The organism is Salegentibacter tibetensis, assembly GCF_020164485.1.
Classification (GTDB): Bacteria; Bacteroidota; Bacteroidia; order Flavobacteriales; family Flavobacteriaceae; genus Salegentibacter; species Salegentibacter tibetensis.
On record NZ_JAIQZA010000007.1, the window covers coordinates 1 to 24,588 of the forward strand.

At 36.7% G+C, this 24,588-nt stretch carries 17 protein-coding genes; 3 read left to right on the top strand and 14 right to left on the bottom strand.

All coding sequences use genetic code 11. From position 1 onward, the window contains the following. Nucleotides 1–1,466 precede the first annotated feature (1,466 nt). The 9 genes from LB467_RS05090 to LB467_RS05130 all read right to left on the bottom strand — a co-directional run bounded on the left by LB467_RS05090 (nucleotide 1,467) and on the right by LB467_RS05130 (nucleotide 13,757). Complete coding sequence (locus LB467_RS05090) at nucleotides 1,467–3,872, bottom strand: exopolysaccharide transport family protein (protein WP_224472944.1); 2,406 nt, start codon at nucleotides 3,870–3,872, stop codon at nucleotides 1,467–1,469. After that, complete coding sequence (locus LB467_RS05095; protein ID WP_224472945.1) at nucleotides 3,873–4,661, bottom strand: polysaccharide biosynthesis/export family protein; 789 nt, start codon at nucleotides 4,659–4,661, stop codon at nucleotides 3,873–3,875. Nucleotides 4,662–4,671: 10 nt separating this feature from the next. After that, the gene (locus tag LB467_RS05100) at nucleotides 4,672–6,648 is read right to left on the bottom strand and encodes a polysaccharide biosynthesis protein (RefSeq protein WP_224472946.1); all 1,977 of its coding nucleotides are present in this window, start codon (nucleotides 6,646–6,648) and stop codon (nucleotides 4,672–4,674) included. Between the two features lie 101 nt (nucleotides 6,649–6,749). Continuing rightward, nucleotides 6,750–7,904, bottom strand: a complete 1,155-nt coding sequence (locus tag LB467_RS05105; protein WP_224472947.1) for a DegT/DnrJ/EryC1/StrS family aminotransferase — start codon at nucleotides 7,902–7,904, stop codon at nucleotides 6,750–6,752. After that, nucleotides 7,897–8,499: an acetyltransferase gene (locus LB467_RS05110; RefSeq protein ID WP_224472948.1), complete on the bottom strand. Its 603-nt coding sequence runs from the start codon at nucleotides 8,497–8,499 to the stop codon at nucleotides 7,897–7,899. The genes LB467_RS05105 and LB467_RS05110 overlap by 8 nt, the downstream gene beginning before the upstream one ends. Before the next feature lie 2 nt (nucleotides 8,500–8,501). Then, complete coding sequence (locus LB467_RS05115; protein ID WP_224472949.1) at nucleotides 8,502–9,107, bottom strand: sugar transferase; 606 nt, start codon at nucleotides 9,105–9,107, stop codon at nucleotides 8,502–8,504. Between the two features lie 46 nt (nucleotides 9,108–9,153). After that, nucleotides 9,154–10,320, bottom strand: a complete 1,167-nt coding sequence (locus tag LB467_RS05120) for a glycosyltransferase family 4 protein (protein ID WP_224472950.1) — start codon at nucleotides 10,318–10,320, stop codon at nucleotides 9,154–9,156. 1,045 nt (nucleotides 10,321–11,365) lie between these two features. Further along, entirely contained in the window at nucleotides 11,366–12,337 is a 972-nt protein-coding gene (locus LB467_RS05125) for a hypothetical protein (protein ID WP_224472951.1), read from the bottom strand. Nucleotides 12,338–12,980: 643 nt separating this feature from the next. Then, complete coding sequence (locus LB467_RS05130; protein WP_224472952.1) at nucleotides 12,981–13,757, bottom strand: hypothetical protein; 777 nt, start codon at nucleotides 13,755–13,757, stop codon at nucleotides 12,981–12,983. Nucleotides 13,758–14,166: 409 nt separating this feature from the next. On the opposite strand from LB467_RS05130, the gene LB467_RS05135 reads away from it, so the two are divergent. Both LB467_RS05135 and LB467_RS05140 read left to right on the top strand, forming a co-directional pair. Then, entirely contained in the window at nucleotides 14,167–14,826 is a 660-nt protein-coding gene (locus LB467_RS05135; protein ID WP_224472953.1) for an acetyltransferase, read from the top strand. Continuing rightward, entirely contained in the window at nucleotides 14,826–15,770 is a 945-nt protein-coding gene (locus LB467_RS05140; protein WP_224472954.1) for a glycosyltransferase family 2 protein, read from the top strand. Before LB467_RS05135 ends, LB467_RS05140 begins: the two co-directional genes overlap by 1 nt. A 2-nt stretch (nucleotides 15,771–15,772) precedes the next feature. Here LB467_RS05140 and LB467_RS05145 read toward each other — a convergent pair whose 3' ends face one another. From LB467_RS05145 to LB467_RS05165, 5 genes are all read right to left on the bottom strand, one after another. Beyond that, the gene (locus tag LB467_RS05145) at nucleotides 15,773–16,618 is read right to left on the bottom strand and encodes a glycosyltransferase family 2 protein (RefSeq protein ID WP_224472955.1); all 846 of its coding nucleotides are present in this window, start codon (nucleotides 16,616–16,618) and stop codon (nucleotides 15,773–15,775) included. A 4-nt stretch (nucleotides 16,619–16,622) separates the two neighbouring features. Next, nucleotides 16,623–17,582, bottom strand: a complete 960-nt coding sequence (locus tag LB467_RS05150) for a polysaccharide deacetylase family protein (RefSeq protein ID WP_224472956.1) — start codon at nucleotides 17,580–17,582, stop codon at nucleotides 16,623–16,625. A 1,005-nt stretch (nucleotides 17,583–18,587) separates the two neighbouring features. Then, on the bottom strand, nucleotides 18,588–19,691 hold the full coding sequence (locus LB467_RS05155; protein WP_224472957.1) for a hypothetical protein: 1,104 nt from the start codon (nucleotides 19,689–19,691) through the stop codon (nucleotides 18,588–18,590). 99 nt (nucleotides 19,692–19,790) lie between these two features. Then, nucleotides 19,791–20,714: a GNAT family N-acetyltransferase gene (locus LB467_RS05160; RefSeq protein ID WP_224472958.1), complete on the bottom strand. Its 924-nt coding sequence runs from the start codon at nucleotides 20,712–20,714 to the stop codon at nucleotides 19,791–19,793. Nucleotides 20,715–21,904: 1,190 nt separating this feature from the next. Continuing rightward, nucleotides 21,905–23,011, bottom strand: a complete 1,107-nt coding sequence (locus LB467_RS05165) for a glycosyltransferase (RefSeq protein ID WP_224472959.1) — start codon at nucleotides 23,009–23,011, stop codon at nucleotides 21,905–21,907. 242 nt (nucleotides 23,012–23,253) lie between these two features. Here LB467_RS05165 and LB467_RS05170 point away from each other — a divergent pair, with 242 nt between their 5' ends. Beyond that, nucleotides 23,254–24,480 (top strand): ATP-binding protein, encoded by a 1,227-nt coding sequence (locus LB467_RS05170; RefSeq protein ID WP_224472960.1) that lies wholly within the window; start codon nucleotides 23,254–23,256, stop codon nucleotides 24,478–24,480. Nucleotides 24,481–24,588: the final 108 nt, after the last annotated feature.

A 24,588-nucleotide genomic window follows, 5' to 3' on the forward strand; every position in this document is an offset into this window, starting at 1 on the left:
GAATTTCTATTAGAGATTTTTGATGAAAATCTGAACTTAAGTCTGAATCGAAGTATGAATTTGTAAATTCTGAGTGTCTTTAGGGTACTTAAGTTCAGCTCTCTTCTTTTAATTTAGCTTAATATAAATATATTAATACAAGTCTAAAGGAGTGGTCCCGATGTAATCGGGAGTGTATCGAGAAGTGGTGAGGTCAGGCTGTTCTCGATACGCTTTTTTTCATTCTCATTTTAAAAAGCTATTCCTTGCAATTGAGAAAATTGTATGATTTCCCTTGAAGCTGTCTGAAAAATTCTTTAAATCGTCATTCTGAGGTCTGAGATAAAAAGTTTTATCTAGCGGAGGGAAATGACGTTTCGAGCATGGCGAGTTTTAAACTCCGTGTGTGAGTGCAGCAAATCAGCAGCGTTAAAAATTTTTGAAAGCTTGTCCTGAGTGGAGTCGAAGGGCCCTGGAAAAAATTTAGCTGCTGATTTGCGATTTTTTCTGCCTCCGACGACCAAAAGGGAGAGGAAGGCAATTGCCAAAAAAACACCTCCACATAGGGCGCACTTTTTTGTTTCGTTTTAATTGTATCCGACGAACGGAGTGAGAGGAATACACACAAAAAATGAAAAAGGAAACTTCCAAACCAGGTAAATTTCTTTTTGAATTATAAAAACATAAAAAACAAACCTAAATATTTGGGTTTTAAAAATACGTCAATGGTAACCTGCCCGTCCGTTCAGGCGGGCTTGTTTCAGAATCTAAGATATTGGAAATTAGAGCATGTTAGAATCCCGAAGTAAATTCGGTATAAAAGCTCCTCACCCTTTTTTCAATGGGAGCCCGCCTGAATGATGAAGTCGGGCAGGGTGGATTTTCGTTTGCAAAACGAAAAGACGGAGGGGTTCTTTTTTAGTTAATTCGTTAATAGTTAATGGTTAATCGTTAATTAGTGATTTGACAAAAAGTATTATCACCCCGGGACAACTAAACATTTTGTAGCTTAAACTAAAAACTGACAACCCATAACTGAGAACCGGGAACGGAGAACAAAAGATTACCCCGCTCCTGCCTCGCTACCATTGATAGAGGTAGATTTTATTATTTATTAGAGAGTAAAGAGTAGTTATATAATACTTAGTAGAAAATTCAAGCGGCCTATCGAAAATTGATGGTGAAATTTGAAGTGAGATGTCGTTTAAATTTTCTGCTGTTTGAGCGACACGTCTTTTCTCGTTACAAATATTTTCCCCGCGAGTTCAGAAAATTTAGACATCGAACGAAAAATTTAGATCCATTTTCGTAAGCCTAGATTTTTTGGTTCTTTTTCATCAATGGAAAAAGAACAGAACACCAATCTATTTCAGCCTCATTAATAATTCAGTAATATCATATTTATCTGTCATTTTCCTACGTTAGATATTTTTTTTTATCACTGGTCTCGTTATGATGGAAATAAGCCAGAACAAAAAATCTAACAATTATGATTTTTTCCCCGTCATTCTATTCTTTATTCGCTGCCAGCGGGACTCCTTATCGACTCCGTAGCCATAACCATATCCATAAGAATAACCATATTTAGCCCCATAGGAGAATTTAGAATAATCGACATCATTTAAAATAATAGCCGGACTTTTAATCTTTCCTTGCTGCTTGAGTTCTTTAGGAAAATCGAGCATTTTCTTATCGGTTAGATCGGCTCGCACTACATAAAGCGTGGTATCAGCCAACGGACTAATAAGTAAGGTATCGGTAACAATCATGGTAGGCGCCGTATCTACAAGAACATAATCATATATTTTAGAAGCATATTTTATAAGCTGCTCCATACGATCGTTCATAAGTAACTCTGCAGGATTGGGAGGTATTGGCCCGGAGAGCACCATATCTATTTTTATACTACCACTTTGATCTTTAGAAATAATCTGGTCTTCTGTCACTTCAAAATCATACAGGTAGTCTGACAATCCCTTTTCCCCCGCATTAACATCGGCATACCTGTGTAATTTGGGGTTTCTAATATCCGCTCCAATTAAAAGAACTTTTTTTCCGGTACTCCCCAAAGTCCTGGCCATATTATAGGAAATAAAGGTTTTTCCCTCACCTTTAATGGTAGAGGTTATAAAGATAATTTCTCCCCTATCCATATCTTTATTTTGGATTAGATAAGCAAGGTTGGTTCTTAAAATCCTGAATGACTCAGCTAAGGGAGAGCGATCATTAAGTTCTATCTGTTCACTTTGGTCTCCGGTAATTTTTGGAACTTCTCCTATAAACGGTACATGCTTAGTTAAGCTCTGTAATTCTCCTTTATGGTGAACCTTGGTATCCATCATATTTTTGAGAAAAATAATGAGAATTGGGATAATTAAGCCTATGATAAATCCACCTACTAAAATCAACCAGGGTTTGGGGTCTACCGGCGCATTATTAGTAAAAGCAGCATCAATTACTCGGGCAACAGAAGCAGTAGCAGCAAAAGAAATTGCAGCTTCTTCCCTTCTTTGTAAAAGAAATAAGTAGAGTTGTTCTTTGATTTCCTGCTGCCGCTGTATACTTCGCATTCCTTTCTCCAATCCGGGAAAGTTGCTAAACTGTCCTTGTGCTACATTTTCTCGCTGATTGAGTTCCCTTAATCGCACATTCAATGAACGCCTGGTACTTCCTATATTTTCATAAAGATTTTCTCGTAGACTATCAAGTTGTTCGGTTATGGTCTCTACAACAGGATTCTTTGCAGTTCCTGCCTTTAAGTAGATATTACGCTCCATAACAAGTGCATTATAGGAGTTTATTAAACCAGAAACACCACCTTCGTTTATTCCTACCTCAGGCAATAACTCATAATTCCCCTGATTTCTTAAAACTTCTTCAATAGACTCAAGAAGGGAAAGTTGTGTCTCAATATTGAAAATTTCCTGCTCGGCAGCAGTAAATTTAGTTTGAAATTCCGAAGCTCCACTTCCTATATCCATTATTCGATTCTGTCGCTTAAAATCGGCAATCCCAACTTCTACCGAATCTAATTCTGTGGTAATCATTTCAAGCCTATCCTGGATAAATTTAGTAGTATTTTCTGCAACCTCCTGTTTATCTTTAATCCCTTCTTCGTTAAAGCGTTCCATTAATTTGTTCAGGAAATCTTCAGATTTATCAGAAGATGCCTGAACTAAACTTAAGGCTAAAATATCCTTGGCCTGACCTTTTTGAGCAATTTGTAATTTAGAAATATAATCGGCAGCTACAGATCTCAAAGCTTGTATTTTTATATTTACAGAACGAGTTCTTCTAAAAGTGCCTTCTTCTTCTCCTGATTGAGGTAATATTGTAAACTCTAAATTCTCTATTTTTATTAACTCACCAATTTTATGATTCTCTGAATACCCACTGGTCTCCTCTTCCAGCTTAAAAGAAGTATCTGAAGTTGGAGTAACGATCAAATTTTTAGAAATGGAATTAACAATACTGTCAGGAGTAATAAATTCAATTAAAACAGGACTTGATTTATAAGCCTCAACGGTAATCACATTTCCTTCAATAAAATAGCTGATGTTATGATCTAATTCACCTACAACACTCTCTACCAGCTGTTTAGATTTTAGTTTTTCTATATGATTTTGAATACCATCATCCCCCAGAGAAAAAATAGCTCCGCCACCGGAAGGGGTGGCGTTCATGGCATTTTGCTCCTGATCATCTACGATCATCATCGTAGCTTCGGTATTGTATTTAGGTATAGTATACCTATTATATAAATAGGCTAATAAACCGCCTATAAGAAAACCGAGCAAGATCCATTTCCAATAGGTTAGATATTTAAAAATTTCTGCTTTTAAATCGAAAGTTGATTCTTCCTTTTCTTCAGTGAAGTCGTTTAATTCTTCCATTTAAAGGCTATTAATTAAAAAATAAAGACTAATTATTGTGGTGCCTACTGAAATTATCCCCTGGTAACTGCTAAAAAATCCAGCTGACTTAACCGTTCTATAGGTGGGCTCTACATACACTAAATCATTTTGTTTTAAATAGTAGAACGGACTTTCAAAAAGATCAGATTCAGTCATATCAATATAGCCTATAGTTTTGACTCCATTTACCTCTCTTATTATTTTAATATTCTCACGCCTACCATTATAGGTTATATCGCCACTCATTGCTAATAGTTCTGGCATAGTAATTCGTTCATCGGTAATCTGCAATCTCCCCGGGGAGCCTACTTCTCCTAAAACAGTAACACTAAAATTAACAATCCTCACATCTACTACAGGGTCTTTAACATACTCCCTAATTTTTAACTGCAGCATTTCCTGAATTTCTGTACGTGAAAGACCTGTAACCTCTATTGTACCTAATACCGGAAATTGAATAGCTCCATTAGATCCCACCAAATACCCCGTTAAAGAAAGATTTTGACCACCACCGCCTATATTACCTCCTCCCTGCCTCATCATTGGGTGTTGGAAAGGAGCCACGATTTCTTCATTTATTGAAGAGGAAGAAACCGTAATTCGCAAAACGTCGTTTTTTTGAATCACGGGTTCATAATCCAAAAGGTTTTCCTGGCCTTCAAGATTTTCTGATCCATCAAAATATACCACCTGATCTTTGGTGGCACAACTAGAAACTATAATAGCAGAAATAAGAAACAATCCCAGCTTCTTAATTGATTTTAACATGTAGCTTTTTTTAATCACTTATTACTTCTTCTTTATTATCCAGGCTTTCAAATAAAGAGTTGTTACTCTTAAATTCCGGGATAAGCATTTTTAGTTTCTTAACCATCTTATCGGCTTTTAATGAGTTAGCCGATTTAATGATACTCTCAATTTTGTCGCTAATCATTTCATAATCCCTCACCACTTCCTGGCCTATCATTATTTTTTTATGATGGGTTGGAAGGGTTTTACATTCATCATTCAGTAATTCCTCATAAAGCTTTTCGCCGGGTCTTAATCCGGTGATTCTTATTTTTATATTTTTATCTGGCTCATAACCGGCAAGTTTAATCATTTTTATCGCCAAATCCATAATTTTTACCGGTTCTCCCATATCAAAAATAAAGATCTCTCCCCCTTTTCCCATAGCCCCGGCTTCCAGTACTAGCTGACAAGCCTCGGGAATTGTCATAAAATACCTAATGATATCAGGATGGGTTATAGTCACCGGGCCACCTTTTTCAATCTGCTTTTTAAATAACGGAACCACAGAGCCATTTGAGCCGAGCACATTTCCAAAACGGGTGGTGATAAATTTAGTAGTATTTGAATCGTCTTTGATACTTGAATGATAAAGTGACTGCACATACATTTCAGCAGCTCTTTTAGAAGCTCCCATGACATTACTTGGGTTTACCGCTTTATCAGTAGAGATCATTACAAAATGTGAAGCTTTATATTTTAAGGAAAGGTCGGCCAAATTTTTTGTTCCCTGGATATTTACAAAAACAGCTTCATGAGGGTTTTCCTCCATTAGCGGTACGTGCTTATATGCAGCTGCGTGGTAAACCACATCAATTTGTTGGTTTTGGAACATCAGTTCTAAACGCTTAAAGTTTCCAACATCGCAGATTATAAACTTACATTTCAGCTTTGGAAATTTTGCGTTTACCTCAAGACTAAGGCTATGTAAAGGCGTCTCAGCCTGATCGAGAATTATTAATTTCTTCGGATTATATTGTGCAACCTGCCTTACAATTTCACTTCCAATAGAACCTGCTCCCCCGGTTACCAAAATAGTTTTCCCGGTTAACTGCTCTATCTTATTTTCCGGATTAAGTCTTATGGGTTCCCGTTCTAAAAGATCTTCAATTTGAAGTGACTTCACTTTCTTCGCAATGGGTTGAGTATCTTCCCCCCAGGTAGAAACAATGGGTGCATTAAAGACCTTAATATTATTCTCAAGGCAATCTTTCACAAAATTGAATTTTTCTTCAGCAGAAAAATTATTTTCAGAAAGAATAATGGCTTCTGCATTTACCGATTCAACAGCCTTATGTATTTGAGCCGAATAATTTATAACCGGCTTATCCAGTAACCTGATACTTTTGTTATGTCTCTCATTGGTTAAAAAACCAACTATCTTAAATCTTCTGGGAATTTCAATATCCAGGGCACCAGCAATGGAAATCGCGTTTTCATCGGCTCCAAGAATAACCGCATTTAAGATATCTTCATCCCTGCTTACTAACTTGAAATATTCATATATCTGCTTTACACCTAGCCTAAATAGAAAAAGCAGAGAAAAAGAAATACATAAATTTATTAATAAGCCGCCTACCAAAAAGATCTTTTCTTTTATAACAAAATAGGTGATATAATTGATAATCAATAAAGTGATAAATGCACTAATGGTGGCCAGTAATAGTTTTAGAGCATCTATATTAGAGGAATACCTGATAATCCCGGCATAAGTTTTAAATATATAGAAGTAAAAAGTATGCACCAATATTACAATAAATGCTTTATCATAAAAACTAAGTATAGTATAGTAATTTGGAGTAAGGTCTACAATAATTAGAACGGTAAACAATGTTGAAATAGCAACCAGAGAAAGATCTATCAAATATACAGCCCATCTGGGAAGATATTTTATATTCCTTAAATCCAGGGCGTTATCTGTACCCGAAAGTATGTTCCTTAATGCATTATTTACTTTATTTCCCATAATTCAATTTACTCGATAATCGAGATTTAATGATCCGAAGGCTGGCCTCGAAATCAGGGTATATTCTTCACTAATGCCACGTAGGCTTGCCTCGAGGTAGTTTATTTCTCAAAACAGGATAAAATTCCCGTTTTAATACGGTTTTTTTCTTCCGGACTTAGATTAGAGCCTGAAGGTAAACAAAGTCCGTTTTCAAATAAGCGCTCTGCAACCCCATCTCCATAAAAAGGCGCATCTTTAAAAACCGGTTGCATATGCATAGGCTTCCATAAAGGCCTGCTTTCAATATTTAATTTTTCAAGGTGTAAACGCAAAGCTTCGCGATTTATTCCCCCGGTCTTCTTTTCGTCCAGACTTATTACACTTAACCAATGATTGGAAAAATAATCCTCATTTGGTGCGCTATAAACCTTAACCCCCTCAATTTCAGAAAACAAATTTACATAAAAATCGTGCATTTGTCTTCTGGCGTTCACTCGGTTGTCAACTACTTCCATTTGTCCCCGGCCTATTCCTGCGGAAATATTACTCAATCGGTAATTATAACCTATTTCACTATGCTGATAGTGAGCTGCTGCATCTCTTGCCTGGGTTGCTAAAAACACTGCCTTTTCTTTAGCAGCTTGAGATTTGGTAACTAAAGCCCCACCGCCGGAAGTTGTAATAATCTTATTGCCATTAAATGAAAGTATCGCATACTCGGCAAAAGTACCGCATTTTTCACCCTTGTAGGTACTCCCTAAAGCTTCAGCAGCATCTTCTACCACGGGAATTTCAAACTCCCGGGCTATTCGATTGATTTCATCTACATTGTACGGCATCCCGTATAAATGTACGGCAATTATTGCTTTTGGTTTTTTTCCTTTTGAAACTCTGTCTTCAATAGCCTTTCTAAGCTGATCTGGACAAAGATTTAAAGTGTCCTCTTCACTGTCAATAAAAACCGGTGTGGCACCTAAATAAGCTATGGGGTTTGCTGAAGCAGCAAAGGTCATACTTTGGCAAAGCACTTCGTCTCCCGTGTTAACCCCCAGCATTATCAAAGCCAAATGCAAAGCGGCTGTTCCTGAACTTAATGCAGCGACAGCCCCCTCCCGGGATGAATCAGAAAATAGATATTTTCTTATATCTTCCTCAAAGCCATTTACGTTGGGGCCTAATGGTGCAACCCAATTTTCTTTAAAAGCTTCGTTGACGAATTTTTGCTCATTTCCGCCCATGTGGGGAGATGATAACCAAATTTTATCTTTATTCATTTAAGTATTTTATAATTTTTCCAGGATTACCAACCACTACGGCAAAATTCGGAATATCTTCAATTATTACGGCACCTGCACCAATGGAGGCCCATTTCCCAATCTTAACCCCTGGGATTACTGTAGCACCGGCACCAATCTGTGTACCTTCCGCAACACTAACATTTCCTGTGAGTACCGCATTTGGAGCTATATGTACAAAATCTTCCAGGAAAACGTCGTGCTCAACAATTGCACCAGAATTTATAATACAGTGTTTTGCAATTTTAGATCCCGCGTTAATTATCGCTCCCGGCATTATAATAGTACCGGCTTCAAGTTTAATATCATCTGAAATTATTGCTGAAGAATGACTTATTGCTTCTCCTATCACACCGGTAAACCTACGGGCAACTTGTTTTCTTATTACATTATTTCCGATAGCTAAAATTGAAGGAGTTTTCAGTTGCTCCTCATGCGGTGCATGCGTTACTTTAAAGCCAAGGAATTCTTCAAGTTTAACATTATCATCAAAAATTGATTCTACTTGAATATTCCTGCTTTTTAGAATATCAAAAACAACCTTTCCGTGACCGCTAGCTCCGTAAATATTCATTCTTAATTTTTTCCGTTAAAAGCTTCAGTAGTCGCCATATTTGCGGTATTTATTCCTTCAGAAATCAAAACCTTTTTGATTGTTTTAAAAATAATACTTAAATCCAATCCGAAGGATAAATTCTCTACATACCAAACATCAAATTCAAATTTTTTAGTCCAGCTAATCGCATTTCTACCATTAACCTGTGCCCAACCGGTTATTCCCGGTTTTACCTCGTGCCGCTTTCGTTGTCTATCAGAATACAAAGGCAAATATTGAGGCAATAGTGGCCGTGGTCCAATTAAACTCATATCTCCTTTTAAAACATTTATTAGCTGCGGAATCTCATCTATAGATGTTTTTCTTACAAATTTACCTATTGCGGTTAATCTTTTTTCGTCAGGGAGCAAATTTCCATTTTCATCCTTTTCATCTGTCATTGTTTTGAACTTGATAATATTGAAAATACGTTCGTCTTTCCCCGGTCTTTTCTGGAAGAAAAAGGGTTTTCCGCGATTCGCCAAAGCTAATAAAACTGTGATTGGAATTAATAACGGACTTAGTACTAATAATGCCGTAAAAGCAATAAAAAAATCCAGGAAATTTTTAAAAAAGTGCTTATACATAAAAGTGATTTGGGGATTTTTTTATGCTAAATTTGTTTGTACAAAATTAAGATTTAATAAACTCCTGTTCTAAGCTTTTGTATTCCTTTAACAAAATTTGCCAAAATTCTTTTCGTTCATAGTATTTACAGATCTCCTCGCGGGCATTAGCTGATAGCCTTTCAGTATAATTTTTATTTTCTACAAACAATTCCATGGCCTTAAGCAAAGCTGAAACATTTTTTGATGGAATTATAACCCCATTAACCCCTTCTAAAATAATTTCGTTGCAGCCATTAATATCGCTAACAATTGCGGGTAAGTTCATCGCGCCTGCCTGCATCACCACATTGGGAAAACCTTCGCGATAACTGGGAAATGCCAGCGCATTGGAAACAGCCAAATAAGGCCGCACATCTTCCTGATAGCCGGTAGTAAAGATCTTTTCGTGATCCCTTATGGTTTTGAAAGTGTCTTCTTTTAAAGCATCCAGTTCTTTTTCAAAAGGCCCCACCAGGAGCAGGGAAATGTTTTGATGCTTTCTTTGTAGTTTTCTGAAGGATTCTACCAGTTCATTAATTCCTTTTTCACTCACTAACCTCCCGATAAAAATAAAGACAAAATCCTCCTGGGGAATTCCCTGGGATTGCCTTTTATTCTTCTTTTGAGTATCCTCAAATTGGTAAGGATCAAAGTATTTAGTATCAATCCCGTTGGAACTTCCTTTCCCCAATACCTTTAGTTTACTTTCCTTTGCAAAGCCTTCTTTCAAAATAATTTCCCTTAAGCCCCTGGAGTTGGGATAAACTTTTGTCGCTAATTTATAAGTGAATTTCTCAACCTGATCCAGAACTTTTCGCTTCTTTCCTGTTGTTTCCATCAAAGGCAATCCCGCAACAGTATGCAGTCTTAAAGGCACCCCGGCCATCTTTGCCGCCAACATACCAACAATTCCGGCTTTGGGAGTGTGCGTATGAACAATCTCGGGTTTTTCTCTTTTAAAGAAGTTGTAAAGTTTCCAAACCGCTTTGAGGTCCTGAACCGGAGTAATCGCGCGGGTCATTTCTACCCAAAAGGTCTCCACTCCGTTTTTTCTACCGTACTTCTTCAAACGTTCTTTTTCGGCAGCCACCGCGGTTACCTCGTAATATTTACTCATAAAGCTTAGCTGCCCTTCCAGTAATTTTTCCAGAGAAAGTGGGATGGTGGTTATGCGGACGAGTTTTCTGGGCATAAGATTAGTTTGGGAAGCAAAACTAAACTTTTTTAAAAGTATTTATCTGAAATTAATGTTAACGAAAAGAGGCTGTTTGAAAGATTTAATTTTCATCAGGCTGAACCTGCCCATCCGTTCAGGCGGGCTTGTTTCAGACTTTATCCCGAATTAACTTCGGGATTCTAACATGTCTTAATTCCAACATCTTAGACCCCCGATAAAAAGTCGGGGCAAGCTCTGAAATAAATTACCATTGACGTTTTTATAAAACCCTGATATTTAGGTTTGTTTTTTATATTTTTATAATTCAAAAAGAAACTTACCTAGTTTGGAAGTTTACTTTTTCATTTTTTGCATGTATTCCTCTCACTAAGTTCGTCGGATACAAGTAAAACGAACCAAAACCCGCCTGAACGGACGGGCAGGAAGGGCGTCCTATGTGGAGGTGTTTTTTTGGCAACTGCCTTCCTCTCCCTTTTGGTCGTCGGAGGCAGAAAAAATCGTAAATCAGCAGCTAAATTTTTTCCAGGGTCCATCGACTCCGCTCAGTACAAGCTTTCAAAATTATTAAAGCTGCTGATTTTCTACACTCACACACGGAGTTTAAAACTCGCTAAGCTCGACCAAAGGAAAAATGCAATCATTGACAGAGATAGATTTTATTATTTATTATAGAGTTAAAGAGTAGGTATATAATAATTAGTAAAAAATTTAAGTGGCCTATCGAAAATTGATCGTGAAATTTGAAGGGAGATGTCGTTTAAATTTTCTGCTGTTTGAGCGACACGTCTTTTTCTCGTTGCTCATATTTTCCCGCGAGTTCAGAAAATTTAGACATCGAACGAAAAATTTAGATCAATTTTCGTAAGCCTAGATTTTTTGGTTCTTTTTCATCAATGGAAAAAGAACAGAACACCAATTTATTTCAGCCTCATTAATAAATTCAATAATATCATATTTATCTGTCATTTTCCTACGCTAGATAACTTCTTTATCACGGGTCTCAGGGTGACGAGTTAAAGATCTTTTCAGACAGCCTCTTAAGCCTGGTATATATTGCAATTTAATCTGGCACCACCCTTATAGTCAATTGAACTGAATCTGTACAATCTCCATCTGTTATGGTGTAGGTGGTGGTGTAATCTCCAACCGGATTATCTGTAGCATTAAAGGCATCTATCAAATTCCAGATGGAAGGATCAAACACTCCATCACGAGGAACTCCACTAGCCAAAAGACTGAGATAAAGTTTTCTAACCTCGTCCCAACTTGGTAAGGCCGCTGCTTCAGATACACTCATTTCTTTTAGATTATCAGGCCCCGCATCTAAGCCATCGCATACTGGCTCCTGCTGCTCATCTGGAATAACGTTTACAGTTAATAGTACTGAATCACTGCAATCCCCCTCGGTAATGGTATAAGTTGTAGTATATGCTCCAATAGCATCTTCAGCGGCATTAAAAGCATTGATAATATCCCAAATTGAGGGATCAAACGCTCCAGCCCTGGGCACACCGGATGCTAGTAGATTCAAATATAACTTACGGACTTCATCCCAGCTCTCAATTGCAGTTGCCTCTGAAAGACTGATACTGGTGGAATTATCCGGACCTGCATCTACACCCTCACATACGGGTTCCTGTTGTTCATCAGGAACTACGGTAATTGTTAATACTACCGAATCAGTGCAGTCCCCCTCTAAATAATAAGTGGTAGAATATTCCCCTAATGGATCTTCAGCATCATTGAAAGCATCGATAATATCCCAAATCGAAGGATCAAATGTTCCATCCCTGGGCACTCCCGGGGATAAAAGACTTAAATATAATTTTCGAACCTCATCCCAGCTTTCTATAGCCACGGCTTCAGAATAACTAATGGATTTTGAATTATCGGATCCTGCACATCCCACATCGTCTGTTATGAAATCAATCTCCTGAACTTTCTGGAAATTAATTTCTTCATCTATTGGATCTACTGAACAGGCAGTAAATAAAAACCCAATGATTAATAAGTAAAGTAGCTTTGCTTTCATAGCTGTTTGTATTTAAAATGGTTACCTAAATTTACCACTTAAAACCCATGAATTTTCAGCTAATCGTTATAGCGTAGAAATACTTGTTAATATAATTTGGCGTAGGATTTTGTATTTTATTTTGGAGGAATTTGTAAAATTTTTGTAAGGATGAGGCTGTCTGGAAAGTTTTTCAATCATTATTCTGTCCCGAAAGTTTTCGGGATTGTGTCAGAACCTAAGATATTGGCAATCAAACAAGTTAGAATCCCGAAGTAAATTCGGGATAAAGTCTGAAACAAGTTACCATTGACGTATTTTTAAAACCCTGATATTTAGGTTTGTTTTTTTATAATTCAAAAAGCAACTTACCTGGTTTGGAAGTTTCCTTTTTCATTTTTTGCTCGCCCAAAAAACGAAACAAAAAAGTGCGCCCTATGTGGAGGTGTTTTTTTGGCAACAAGGTCAAAAAATCGCAAATCAGCAGCTAAATTTTTTCCAGGGCTTCAAAAATTATTAACGCTGCTGATTTGCTACACTCACACACGGAGTTTAAAACTCGCTATGCTCGAAACGTCATTTTCCTACGCTAGATAAAATTCTTTATCACGGGTCTCAGCTTGACGAAATCCAGACAGCTTCTTTTGAAGATATTCAAGATTTTTCAATCAGGGATTACCCGCAGGGTCAGTTCTACTGAGTCTGAACACTCGCCGGTTCCTAAAGTATAGATGGTAGTATAATCGCCCAATTTAGATTCCCGACCCGGATCATTAAAGTCATTTATAATATCCCATATACTCGGTTCGTATGTTCCGTTATTACGGTCTACCCCAGCATCCAGCATTCCTGCATAAACTTTCCTAACCGCATCCCAGCTGGGTAAAGCTTCAGCATCTGAAATACTTATTTCCCTCATTTGATCGGTTCCGGCATAGAAAGAAAATTCTTTAACCTCATATTCAGCATAGCTCCAGTCTCCCTCTTCGCCGGCTATATCTCCGGCCCATCCCTTAAATTTATCTGTCGGGGATTCCATTACCGCATAAGCTGCCATTAAAAAAGAATCAGGGACTTCGTCTAAAGGAAATGTAATTTCGGTTTCATAGGTATTATCATCATAATTATATTTATGTTCCATTCTACCCGGAATAAGACCAATTTTATTTAAAGGAAAATCTTCAAGTCTTTCTGCAAAGTGAAGATTAAGTTTTTTAAGGGAGTAATTTTGCTTTGAACTAAATTTAATTGAAAGATAATCATAGAAACTACGGACTTCGAGTTGCCCCACCTCATCAAATTCAAAAGAATAAATTGAACACCCATCCCGTTCTATAAGCAGATCGAGCTCATTAAGTTCAGATTCATTTACAGGTTGGTCTTCTACGCTGCAGGACGACAAAAAAGCCGCCATACAAACCAAAATAAGAACATTTTTCATAAGTTTTATTTTAAGAAATGACTGGCCGTTAAAACACCTAACAAGTAATTTAAATTGAAAATTGCCTCGTCGAGTGCCATCTCGACTATGTACTGGCGGGCAGTCGAGACGTTTTTGTTTGACCCTTCGACTAAAGCTTGCCTTGAGCGAAGTCGAAAGGCTCAGGGTGACAAAAACTGATATTAGGGATTTAAACGGATATACATTTTTATGTTAAACAAATGAAATTTAGAGCCTTACTTTAATATTTTAAACTATTTTTAAAATTATTCGTTAAAATTTCATTCTGCTCTGTCCAAAAACAAATCTTTCCTTTTTCTTCCTACAAAAAGAGGAAGAAACCGATTATCGTTTGAAACAATTTTAAAACCGGTATCTTTGAAAAGACATTGGATAGACATAAAAATCGATGAAGAAAAATTTAATAATTTACGGAGTAGGGAAATTTGCCGAATATGTTGGCTATGTGTTTGAAAATGATAGTCAGTATAAGGTTATTGGATATTGTATTGAAGAAGAATTCTGGAAGGAAAATACATTCTTTAATAAGCCCCTAACCATTTTTGATAGTTTAGATAGTGAATTCTCCCCGGAAGACCATTCACTTTTTATTGCAGTTGGGAGCAATAAGATAAGAGAGCGAATTTACAACAGGGCTGCCAAAATGGGATATGAATTCGCCTCATATATCTCATCTAAATCCAGCCATTGGGAAAACCTTGAAACAGGAAAAAATGTTTTTATTGATGAAGGCTGTACATTACAGCCATTTATCAAAATTGGAAACAATACAATAATATTTGCTTCAAATATTGGTCATCACAGTATTATTGGAAATCATTCTCTATTGAGTGTAGTAACCACAGGAGGGAATGTATCTATTGGTGATGATTGCAACATAGGTTTAAATTGTAGTATTAAACAAAATATTTCGATTTCCAATAATACGATTATTGGAATGGGTTGTGTTATCGAAAAAGATATTTTAGAACCCTCGGTATATACCCATAAAGGAACCATAAAAAGAGATTTAGACCCTGAAAAAATCTCCAGATTATTTCTTAAATAATGAATTTTTTAAGCTTTAGGAAAAAATATCAGAAGACTGAAGTGGAACACTTTCCCCATCAGGTTTCTTCCAATCCCTTAGTTTCGGTTTTGGTCCAAACTTATAATCATGAGGCTTATATAGCAGAATGCCTGGATGGAATTTTAAATCAGAAAACCGATTTTGATTTCGAGATATTGTTAGGCGAAGATGCTTCTACAGATAATACCAGAGAAATATGTATTGATTATGCCAGGAAATATCCGGAAAAGATCAAATTGTTTCTTCATCATCCATCCAATAAAATTAAGGTGATGGGCATTAATACCGGGAATTTTAACGCCTTTTATAATTACTATCAGTCAAGGGGTGAATTTATCGCATTTTGCGAAGGAGATGATTTCTGGAAAGACCCTTTTAAGCTTCAAAAGCAGGTAGATTTTCTTAAAGTTAATCCTGAATTTGTCCTAACCTACCATAAATTTGAAGAGAAATATGAGTCCTCATCCGACCAAGGAGACCGGGCCCTTTTAGAGCAACCTGAAAAGGACCTCACAAAAGAAGAATTATCTGGGCTTATTTATCTTCCTTTGCTTTCTAGCGTTTGCTTTCGTAAATGTTTCGGGGAACTTCCGGAAGAAATGATTCAGGTTATCAATGTGGATAGTTTTCTAATTAGTCTTTTAGGAAACTCAGGTAAGGCTAAATTTCAGCCAGAAATTGAAGCTTCAGTATATCGAAGACATTCAGGGGGTATTTGGACAAAAAAAAACAGGGAGACCCAGTTATTAACCAAGATCCTGACTTTTCAAAAATTAGCCTGTTTTTATAAAGATAAAGACGAAAGCTTAATAGCCAGATTTCAAGGAAAACTTAAAAAAACACGAAAAATGCTTTTAGTGTTATATTTAAAAGGAATGAAACCATTTAAGGCAGTGCAATTTTATTTAAATCAGTCTGAATAGTTTTAAAGGTTCAAGCCCAGCCAAAGACTTTTTATAAAAGCTTTCAAATATAAAGGTCTTAAACTCCAGGCTTGCCGATAAAGCTTCAAAGCCTCCCTTTTATTTCCTGATTTTTCATTTAAGTAAGCTAATTGGTACTTCAGCCTGGAATGAGAATAGGAGTCATTTTTATATTTTTCCTTGTGTTTGCAAAGAAGATAGGTGTTGGATTTCAATTTATTGTGAATGGAATCACTCGATCTGTTTTGGGTTTGAATACTATAAAAAAGAAAGCCTTGGTTAAGAATTTTAATTTTCAGTTTTTCCAGGTTCGCAATCCTTATTCCCAACTCATAATTTTCTCCAAAAGAGATCTTTGGATCGAAACCTCCTGCCTGTAAAAAAACTTCTTTCTTATAGCAAACACTACCCGCCAGAAATGTCGCCTTAATATTATTATAGATTTTTTCAAGTTTCTGAGGTTTCCAAACTGAAGATTTTCCGTCGATCAATTTCGAAACCTGCCAGCATATCAGGTCGTAACTGGTATAATCAACTTCATTTAATCTGGAAATAAGTCCGGGTAAAAATTTGTCATCTGAATCCAGGAAAATAATATAATCTCCCCGGCTTAATTCTACTCCTTTATTTCTAGCGGCAGAAACCCCTGCTTTTTTTTGAAAATAATATTTAATCTTTTTGTCTGAAAGATGTTTGGCTATTAGCTGTCTGGTATCATCAGTTGAGCCGTCATCTATAATTATAAGTTCCCAATTGCCGGCGGTCTGATTAATAACACTCTCCAGGGCAACAGGAAGCATATGCGCCCGATTAAAGGCAGGAATAATAATAGAGATCAAACTATTCATATAACTATTTTACAGCCTTCTTTGCAACCTCCATCATACTTAAAGATTCAAAATTAAATTCGTTTTTAAGAGATTTGAAATGTTCCAGGATAAATTTGAGTTCCTGCAGGTTCTTTTCGGGCTTATCTCCGAAGTTATGCGGATGCCACCATAAATGATAGATTTCTTTGTTTTTAGCTGCTGAATTTAATTCAGATTTTATCCTTTTAATACGTGCCTTATCGAGAAAATCATTTCCACTATTTGGCCTTAGCAATCTGCTTGCTTTTTGTCCGGTAATTCCGGGAGATATTTTAGGAGTATTCTGGTAGGATTTATTATTCAGGCCAATATAAGCATCTCCTGTTCTAAATATTTTATGCTGAAGACTGTCCTGCTGGGTATTCTTCCAGTACCAAACATCCGGATTGGTCCTCACGGTACTTAAGCCGATCTCCCTGCATACTTCCAGATAGTTTGAATTATACTGATTTCGGGGAAATACCAGAGATTTCAACCTAATTCCAAATTTCTCTGCGAGCTCCCTGGATTTTTCCAGGTCGGCCTTAAAGCTTTCCGGCGTTTGCCCCGGTTCAAGGCAGTAATAATGGGAGTAAGTATGAGTACCTATCTCCTGCCCTCGTGTTTCTTTAATCCTTTTTATAAGATCAGGAGCAAAACAAAGCGCTTCGGTTTCTTTACTTTGCATAGATTTCCCGTATAAATATGCAGAAAGCTTCTCATTATCATATTCGGGCAGTATCTCTGGAATATTTTGATTCCACTCTTCCCAGTTCTCATTAAATAACATGCCTACTGTAGCCCAGGTACAGGATATCTCATATTCTTCAAAAAGTTCAAGGATTACCGGAATTAGCTTCCGGGTATTCTGAAAATACTCTTTCTTTTCCCTCCAATCCACCTTATCAAACACCCCCCACAGCAGTTCAAAATCCAATGATATTACTAAAGTACCGTTTTCCATAAACCTTTTTTAAGATTAAAATTTATAATCTACTATTAACCATAAACACCAAACTACAAACGAACTACCATTGACGTATTTTTAAAACCCTAATATTTAGGTTTGTTTTTTATGTTTTTATAATTCAAAAAGAAACTTACCTGGTTTGGAAGTTTCCTTTTTCATTTTTTGAGTGTATTCCTCTCACTCCGTTCGTCGGATACAATTAAAACGAAACAAAAAAAGGCGTCCTATGTGGAGGTGTTTTTTTGGCAACAAGGCCAAAAAATCGCAAATCAGCGGCTAAATTTTTTCCAGGGCTTCAAAAATTTTTAACGCTGCTGATTTTCTACACTCACACACGGAGTTTAAAACTGGTTTTGCTCGAAAACGTCATTTTCCTCCGCTAGGTAATTTTTTTATCACGGGTCTCAGCTTGACAAAAAAACACGTTGAACCTTGAACCTAAAACCCTAACAATAAACTAAAACCAAGAACAACAAACAATAAACCATAAACATACTCTAACCGAAACTCATAACTGAGAACTGAGACAAACGGCTTCGACCATCTCTTTATCCGTCCTCCCGGCCGGAAAAAGAGGCTCAGCCTGACAAAAAAACACGTTGAACCTTGAACGTAAAACCTTAACAAACTAAAACAACAAACCCTAAACAACAAACAGAACTAAAACCGAGAACCCATAACTGAAAACTGACAACAGCCGACCCGAACTAACAAATTAACGAATCACGAATTAAGGAACACCAAACTACAAACCCTAAACAACAAACATCCTTTAACAGAAAACCGAGAACTGAGAACTCAGAACTGAAAAACGGCTTCGACCATCTCTTTATCCGTCCTCCCAGCCGGAAAAAGAGGCTCAGCCTGACAAAAAAAACACGTTGAAGCTTGAACGTAAAACCCTAACAATAAACTACAAACCCCAAACAATAAACGAATTAAAACCGAAAACTCATAACTCATAACTGAGAACCGAGAACCGAGAACCGAGAACCGAAATTAACCAACTTCAAGTTTTCTACTCTCCAAAGCTTTTTTCCTCCTTCTTTTCAACTTAACAATCCTATCATATTTCTTCTGCGCCAGATAATAATAAACTACAAAAAAAAGAAAATACATTACCATGGATTTCTGCCGCATTATAATTCCCAGATTGGACATCACAAAGGACATCGCGATGGATGCCAGCAAAAACACAGTAATACTCATTTTTACGGCGACAGGTGACTTTTTTAAAAAACTGATAAAATCCTTCTTCAGAATTTTAAAAAATAGAAAAAGATATATTAGATTCTCCATAGAAACTATTAAGCCCAGAGCTCCCGGGGCATCTATAAACAAAGGCCTGAACCAGAAAGTAAATAATTTAAACGGTAGAGGATAATTTACCATATCAACACCGGAACCCGATTTTGCAAGTTCTCCACCCCTCTCTGTAGAAAACTCATCAAAGCCTTCTATTAGGTCCTCCGATTCATTAAGCCCCGCCATCCCCAAAATAGTGTCCTGTACAACGATAAGGGCACCTATCATGCCAATGTAGACTAACATTTTCTTCCAAAGAGCGATTTTTTCTTTACCCGTCATATAACCCAATACTGTGCCGGCTGCTACAAACAGAAATACATGGGGTCTTATATAATAGGTGATTATGGAAGCTACAATTAAAACACCCCACCGCCCTTTCGGATCTTTTATTGCATAGGCAAACATCATTAAACTCATAAATATTGGAGCTCCTTTTCCTAAAGATGCCGTCCAGAAATGCATATTAGGAAGAAATAGCACCAAAACCAGAAAATCAATATTAAATACTTTAATTTTAATGGGTATATTCTCTCTAAAGAAGAGGTAGGCGTAAACAAAGCCAATATACCCGAACCAGGCAAAGAGCACCATCATCATTTCATAATTAAAGCCAAAAACATTTATAAATGGCCAGGAAATAAAATCGATAAAGGTGGTACTAGTTCCGAAATAATTACCCCAAGAGCTATACCACTGAGGTCTTTCAAAATATTTTATTGAATCAGATGGATTAAAAGCAGCATAAGTATAGTATATTCCCAAAAAAAATAAATGATATAAATAGAGGGTATTCATCAATTTTTTAGAAAACCATCTATGTTTTTTTGAGAAAGAGCTAAACACCCCCTGGGTGATACCAAATAAAAATAATATTAAAACTAAGGCTCCTATCATTTAAAATAATTCAAGATCTCCTAAACTATAAGACCAGGTTTTTAAATTTAAAAAATCAGGTTGGCTAAGTGTAATGGGTTTATAAGTAAGAACCGGACCAAAATTCCCTTTAATTCCCGCTTTAAATTTAATCCCGGCATCCGGAGATATACTTAAAACCTTTGCCTCAGATAATTTTGCTAATTTCAAAATAGCCGATTTGGCTGATTTGCCTCCGGTTTTACTGAAAATAGCTTCCGATACCCTAAATTCAAGAAATCTTTTCCGTTCTTTAACGTAACCCGCTATAAAATATTCTTTATCGAAAATTACAACATAACTTTGTAAAGGATTATCTAGATACCGCCATTTTAAATAAGCAATATCTTTAGGGGTAAAAAGTCTGTCGGTAGTTTTTAGTTGCTTAAAATAAGAATTTAAAAGTCCTTCAATGACCTCTTCACTACCTGAGGTTTTATATTCTAATTCTTTATTTTTAAGCTCTAGTAAATTCAAGGGACGCAAGTGTATTTTAAGTTTATCCACTTCTTCCCACCCCATTTTTAGATACCCGGGTTTACTTTGAGCATTTGGGGTGTTAAAGACAAAATGATCTCCACGTATCTCGCCTATTTCAAGGGCCTTTAAGGTCAGTTTTTTAAATATTCCCTTCCCCTGGTGATCTGGATGCGTCGCAGTGTCTACCGCCCTAAATGCAGAGTAAACTTTTTCTCCTCTTTGCCATTGCCAGCGCATAAAAGCTCTTATCCCTATCAATTCACCATCTTCCTCTGCCACCAATACTAAAGACTCCCCAAAGGGATTATCTATATGTTTATATCGCCATACCTCTTCCGTCTTCTTTGAAGAAGTCTCTCCCAGGCTGGCCTTTAGCACATTTAATATCTGTGGAATGTCATTATGATTTGCTTCTCTGATGTGCATTTAAATAATTTTCCGCAAGTTATGAATTAATATAAAACCTGATCAATTGGTTATTTCCTTTTCGTCCGTCATTGCGAGCGACAAAGGTGCACGACAATCTTCTAATTTTATCACTCATAAACTATCAAATTCCCAATTAACCAATGAACTAAAAACGAGTTAACGAAACAACCGTCAGTTCGAGTGGCGATATTTGAGCCTAAAGCGAAAATAGCGCTGTATCGAGAACCCATTGATTTTGTGACTCAATAGCACCTCTCGATACTCCCGATAATTATCGGGATCCTTCGCAGTGACGACTAAAAGATTACGAATTTACAGATTACTTTACTTCCATCATTGCTAGAGCGCAGAAAAAGTTTATCTAGCGGAGGGAAATGACAGATAAACATGATATTCCTTAATTCATGAGGCTCGAATAGATTGGTGTTCTGTTCTTTTTCCATTGATGAAAAAGAACCAAAAAATCTAGGCTTACTAAAATGGATCTAAATTTTTCGTTCCATGTCTAAATTTTCTGAACTCGCGGGAAAAGTAGGAGTAAAAAGAAAAAGACGTTTCGCTCAAACAGCATAAAATTTAAACGACATCTCACTTCAAATTTCACGATCAATTTTCGATAGGCCGCTTATATTTTCTATTAAGTATTTTACACCTACTCCTATAACTCTCTAATAAATAATAAAATCTATCTCTGTCAATGGTAGCGACGAAGGAACGTGGCAATCTGTTTCTTAAAACCTGTAATACTAATCTTACATTGTAATTAAATATCAACCGGGTATCGAATCATAGAACAACAGATTGCTTCAGTACTCCCGATAATTATCGGGATCCTTCGCAATGACGATTACAATAAGATAAATATAAAATACATTACGCTTTACTTTCCTTCCGTCACTGCGAGCGACGAAAGGAGCGCGGCAATCTCCTCTTTACAACCCTGAACTAAACTTCATTATTCCTGATTTATGCAATAAAAATAAAACCAGGGGCAGTAGTAGTATTCTAATCAGCTCTCTCGTCATTGAGCAACAAATAAAGCGAAGCAATCTCCTAAACCAGCCCAACACTCTTCAAATTAACAAATCACGAATTACCGAATCACGAACTAACGGTTCTTCGTTACAGCATCATTTCGTCACTCCTTCACCTATTAACATTAAACCTTAAACGGGAAACTTTAAACTTCAAACACTATATTCTTCATATAATTCCTCCAATTCCTTAACCATTCGTTGTAAACTAAATAATTCTATAACTCGTTTCCGTGCTGCTAGTTTATATTTTTTCAGACTCTCAGGCTCATCAAGTAAAATCTGAACTTTATTCGCAAGCTGCTCCCACTCATCAACCGGACAGGTCAACCCATCTTTTCCATCTCTAATAACCTCCTTTATTCCTCCAGCATCAGTCGATACCACAGCGCATTCCATACTCATAGCTTCCAGCAAAGCAATTGGCAAACCTTCAAAGGACGAAGCCATCATAAAAATATCCATCACTTCAAAATAAGGCTTAACGTCGGTTTTAAGACCGGGAAAAAACACAAATTTTTCCAATTCGAGATCCTTCCACTCCTTTTTGATCTCCTCTTCTAAAGGTCCGGCACCAACGATAATTCCGTAAACATTTGAATTCTTCTCCCGAATCTTTTTAATTACCTGTAACCATTCCACAAGGCGCTTTTGAAACCTAAATACGGCTACATTTCCGATTACAATGGCATCTTCCGGAATACCCAATTGCGATCTTATTTTTGAATCGCCTGATCTTTGAAAAGACTCGGTATTAACTCCGTTTAACAGTGTTTGCACAGGAATTTTCGGTTGAATATTCCTTTTGATCGATTCGCTTACATCTTGCGAGACCCCCAAAGCAAGGCTTTGCGAATTAAAACTAATTTTATTAATACTTTTAGTAGCGATATGATAGCGCTCCTGCATATTATGCTCGGTATAGATAACCGGGATTCCGGTTTTTCTATGAACCAATCTCCCTACAAATCCTGCCCAGGGAAGATGACAATGGATCAGGTCTATTTTATGCTCTTTACAATACCTAATAATTCTTTTAAACTGAATTAGCAAACGAATATTATCTTTGGCTTCAAAACAGGTCACTTTTCCTTCGGCATCTTTTATTGCCTCTACCATCTGATCCTTCCAGGGCAAAAAATAGATATAATGAAATTCGAATTTTTCCTTATCGTGAAGCTTTAAGGTTTCGGGCAGTAACATTTCTGCTCCACCCCGCCCGAGGGATTTTATGATGTGAAGTACTTTAATTTTTTGCATCTATCTTAAATACCTGATCGGCAAATGTAAGGCAATATAAAACTACGGCAAGGAATTAAGAGGAATTTAAGAGTGTGATATTGTAACAGAGTCACGTTGTGATGCAATAAAATGTGGGAATTACAACAATACTTCGTCACTGCATCACGACATTACTTTATCACGAATTGAGGAATCTGGTCTTCATAATGTTTACCTCAGGAAACAAATTTTAAATATATTGATTGTTAAAACAAACAAAAATGTGTAATTTTGATGCTTGTATTGTACAAATGGAACAGTTTATAGAGCAATATCGAAATAAATTAAAATATACACCTACGGCGGTGGTACGCAGTACCCGGGATGAAATCCAGTGGAATAGCCGGCTCATTGGAATCAAAGGTCCACGGGGAGTCGGGAAAACCACGTTATTGCTGCAGTATATAAAATTAAAACTCGCAAATGAACTTGATAATAGTTTGTACGTGAGTTTGGATTCATTATGGTTTGCCGAAAATTCACTTTTGAATCTGGCAGATAGTTTTGTGAAGCAAGGGGGCAAATACCTTTTTCTTGATGAGGTACATAAATATCCTAACTGGTCTCAGGAGTTAAAGAATATTTATGATGATCATCTCCAGCTTAAAGTGGTTTTTACAGGTTCTTCCCTGTTGGAGATTCTGAACGCCCGATCAGATTTAAGCAGGCGTGCCATTATTTATACCATGCAGGGTCTCTCTTTTAGGGAATATCTCATGATAGAAACAGGAGCCGATTTAAAAGCATATAAACTGGAAGAAGTTTTAACCGGACATACGGCCCTGGTAAACGATGTATTGGAACAAATAAAGCCTTTGGCGCATTTTTCCAAATATTTAAGATCTGGCTATTATCCCTTTTATTTGGAACAGCCTGATGTTTATATTATGCGGCTAAATGAGATCGTCAATATGATGCTGGAAATAGAATTACCGTTACTAAGGGGTTTGGATGTAGGTTATGTATCCCGTATTAAACAATTGCTGTTTATTATTTCCCAATCGGTGCCATTTATTCCCAATGTGAGCAAATTAAGTGATAAGATAGGGATCCAGCGAAGTACGCTTCTGGGGTATTTACACTATCTGGAAGAAATAAAACTGACCATTAATTTATTCAAGGAATCGAGAGGGATCAGCAAGTTGCAAAAACCACTCAAAATTTACCTGGAAAACACCAACCTGATGTATGCGATTGGTTCAGAAGAAGTAAATAAAGGAAATTTGCGGGAGACTTTTTTTGCCAATCAGATTAGGCACCAACATAGCGTCAGTTACACTGCCAAAGGTGATTTTTTGATCGATGGAAAATATATTTTTGAAATTGGAGGAAAGGACAAAACCCGGAAACAAATCAGGGATCTTGACAAGGCATTTATAGCCGCAGATGATATTGAATACGGTCATCAAAACAAAATTCCACTATGGCTCTTCGGATTTCTTTATTGAAAACACGAATTGCAAGGATTAAATCGAATTGCATGGATTGGGGTTCAAGGAAATAACCAATTAACAATTCACGGATTAACAAATCCCCATTAACGATAAAGCACCAGC

Coding starts and splice junctions, on each gene's coding strand:
- LB467_RS05125 (WP_224472951.1), bottom strand. CDS start 12,337: ATGAAAGCAAAGCTACTTTACTTATTAATCATTGGGTTTTTATTTACT.
- LB467_RS05095 (WP_224472945.1), bottom strand. CDS start 4,661: ATGTTAAAATCAATTAAGAAGCTGGGATTGTTTCTTATTTCTGCTATT.
- LB467_RS05110 (WP_224472948.1), bottom strand. CDS start 8,499: ATGAATATTTACGGAGCTAGCGGTCACGGAAAGGTTGTTTTTGATATT.
- LB467_RS05140 (WP_224472954.1), top strand. CDS start 14,826: ATGAATTTTTTAAGCTTTAGGAAAAAATATCAGAAGACTGAAGTGGAA.
- LB467_RS05115 (WP_224472949.1), bottom strand. CDS start 9,107: ATGTATAAGCACTTTTTTAAAAATTTCCTGGATTTTTTTATTGCTTTT.
- LB467_RS05170 (WP_224472960.1), top strand. CDS start 23,254: ATGTGTAATTTTGATGCTTGTATTGTACAAATGGAACAGTTTATAGAG.
- LB467_RS05120 (WP_224472950.1), bottom strand. CDS start 10,320: ATGCCCAGAAAACTCGTCCGCATAACCACCATCCCACTTTCTCTGGAA.
- LB467_RS05130 (WP_224472952.1), bottom strand. CDS start 13,757: ATGAAAAATGTTCTTATTTTGGTTTGTATGGCGGCTTTTTTGTCGTCC.
- LB467_RS05090 (WP_224472944.1), bottom strand. CDS start 3,872: ATGGAAGAATTAAACGACTTCACTGAAGAAAAGGAAGAATCAACTTTC.
- LB467_RS05165 (WP_224472959.1), bottom strand. CDS start 23,011: ATGCAAAAAATTAAAGTACTTCACATCATAAAATCCCTCGGGCGGGGT.
- LB467_RS05105 (WP_224472947.1), bottom strand. CDS start 7,904: ATGAATAAAGATAAAATTTGGTTATCATCTCCCCACATGGGCGGAAAT.
- LB467_RS05145 (WP_224472955.1), bottom strand. CDS start 16,618: ATGAATAGTTTGATCTCTATTATTATTCCTGCCTTTAATCGGGCGCAT.
- LB467_RS05100 (WP_224472946.1), bottom strand. CDS start 6,648: ATGGGAAATAAAGTAAATAATGCATTAAGGAACATACTTTCGGGTACA.
- LB467_RS05150 (WP_224472956.1), bottom strand. CDS start 17,582: ATGGAAAACGGTACTTTAGTAATATCATTGGATTTTGAACTGCTGTGG.
- LB467_RS05160 (WP_224472958.1), bottom strand. CDS start 20,714: ATGCACATCAGAGAAGCAAATCATAATGACATTCCACAGATATTAAAT.
- LB467_RS05135 (WP_224472953.1), top strand. CDS start 14,167: ATGAAGAAAAATTTAATAATTTACGGAGTAGGGAAATTTGCCGAATAT.
- LB467_RS05155 (WP_224472957.1), bottom strand. CDS start 19,691: ATGAATACCCTCTATTTATATCATTTATTTTTTTTGGGAATATACTAT.